The organism is Paraburkholderia sp. (assembly GCF_035656215.1).
In the GTDB taxonomy this organism is placed as follows: Bacteria; Pseudomonadota; Gammaproteobacteria; order Burkholderiales; family Burkholderiaceae; genus Paraburkholderia.
In genome coordinates, this window is the sequence record NZ_DASRSY010000004.1 from 1 (window position 1) to 1,703 (window position 1,703).

General features: G+C 63.4%; 2 protein-coding genes. One reads left to right on the forward strand and one right to left on the reverse strand.

The window, feature by feature from the left end:
• Positions 1 to 315 precede the first annotated feature (315 nt).
• Positions 316 to 798: a hypothetical protein gene (locus VFE81_RS00140; protein WP_325042649.1), complete on the forward strand. Its 483-nt coding sequence runs from the start codon at positions 316 to 318 to the stop codon at positions 796 to 798.
• Positions 799 to 883: 85 nt separating this feature from the next.
• Here VFE81_RS00140 and VFE81_RS00145 read toward each other — a convergent pair whose 3' ends face one another.
• Positions 884 to 1,702 carry an aldo/keto reductase gene (locus VFE81_RS00145; RefSeq protein ID WP_325042650.1) on the reverse strand — a complete coding sequence of 273 codons (819 nt, stop codon included), beginning with the start codon at positions 1,700 to 1,702 and terminating at the stop codon, positions 884 to 886.
• Position 1,703: the final 1 nt, after the last annotated feature.

Consider the following 1,703-nt stretch of genomic DNA (forward strand, 5'->3'; position numbering starts at 1 on the left):
AGTCGCCTGCTTCTCGGGTAGGGGGCCCCCGCGCCCTACCCGTCGCTAACGACATACTTCTGTATCCCGTTCGCAGTCCCCGGCATCGGCGGTGATGTCTCGATCCCCCGGTCGAGCGTCACCGCCCGAGGCCGGTCGGTGTCGTCAGCAACCGCAGGCGGTCCGGCAAAACGGCACGCACCGCCACGAACCGCTGACAAGCGGTTCTTGCACACGTTTAAAACCATATCGATCGATCACGTCGTGCATAACCGGAACCAAACCGAAGCGATTGCCTCATATCAGATTCAACGTTCGATATGAGGGCATCACAATATGCAACGAAACGTCCCCCACGCCATGGCGCGCACGGCCGCTGGTCTGCTCATGGTCACCGCTCTAGGCCTCGCATCGCTCGCTCATGCGCAAACCCCGGCGCAAACACCGGCTACGTCGGCCCAGCAGGAGCAACCGACCCTGTCGCAAGCCGCCCCGCCGGTCGATCCCACCTTCTCTGCCTATTCACTCGCACAAACCTGCAAACAGAAAAACAACAACGTCGCGCAAGGTCAATGCGTCGGCGCGATCCGCGGCATCATCCACGGCTATCAGTACGGTGTGCTGTTCCTCGGTCAGCGCGCGTCACTGCCGCCCAACGAAACGCAGCGGGTCTCGCTGTGTTTGCGTAATGCGCAGGTGTCGTCGATTGTCGACGAGTTCGTCGCCGACGCCGCCCAGGTTAACGAAGATTCGCTCAAGCACACGCCCGCTGAAGTCGCCGTTCTGGGTTCCGTGCACATGCACCATAGTTGCAATTAATCACGCCGGCGCAGCGAGCCACGACGGCGTAAGCGCGCCGACTGCGGCAAGGCCGGCTGCAATTCGCTAACGGCCGCCGCTGCGCTTACAGCATTTCGAGTGGTCGCTTGCTGCGCGGCGGTTTGAAATAAGTGTCGATGGCAGCAAGTTCATGAGCGCCGAGTTCCAGTTGCGACGCCCGATGGTTGTCGCGCACATGCTCGACGCGGCCCGCTTTCGGAATCGCGAACACGCCGGGCTTTTGCAACACCCACGCTAGCGCCACCTGAAACACCGAAATGCCGCGTGCGTCAGCGATGTCGTCGAGCGGCGAGCGCTTCGGCAAACGCGCGTGGTCGACCGGGCTGTATGCCATCGCCGGCATCTTGCGCGCGGCGAGCCACGACAGCAGGTCGAATTCCGGCCCACGGCGCGCGACGTTGTAGAGAATCTGATTGGTCGCGCATGCCTCGCCACCCGGCGTGACGACGAGCTCGTCCATATCGCCGGTATCGAAGTTGCAGACGCCCCAGTGGCGAATCTTGCCGGCGCTGCGCAATGTCTCGAATGCCTCGACGGTTTCCGCGAGCGGCACCGAACCGCGCCAGTGCAGCAGATACAGATCGAGCCGATCTGTTTTCAGGCGCTTCAGGCTCTGCTCGCAGGCCGCGATCACGCCGCGCCGGCTGGCGTTATGCGGATACACCTTGCTGACGAGAAAGACCTGATCGCGCAGCCCGGCCAGCGCTTCACCCACAAGCGATTCGGTAGCGCCGTCGCCGTACATTTCCGCCGTGTCGATCAGCGTCATGCCCAGTTCGATGCCGCAGCGCAGCGCGGCGATTTCCGAGGCGCGCCGCGCCGGCTGTTCGCCCATCTCCCAGGTGCCCTGCCCCAGTTTCGGAATGCGTTCGCCGTCGGGCAGG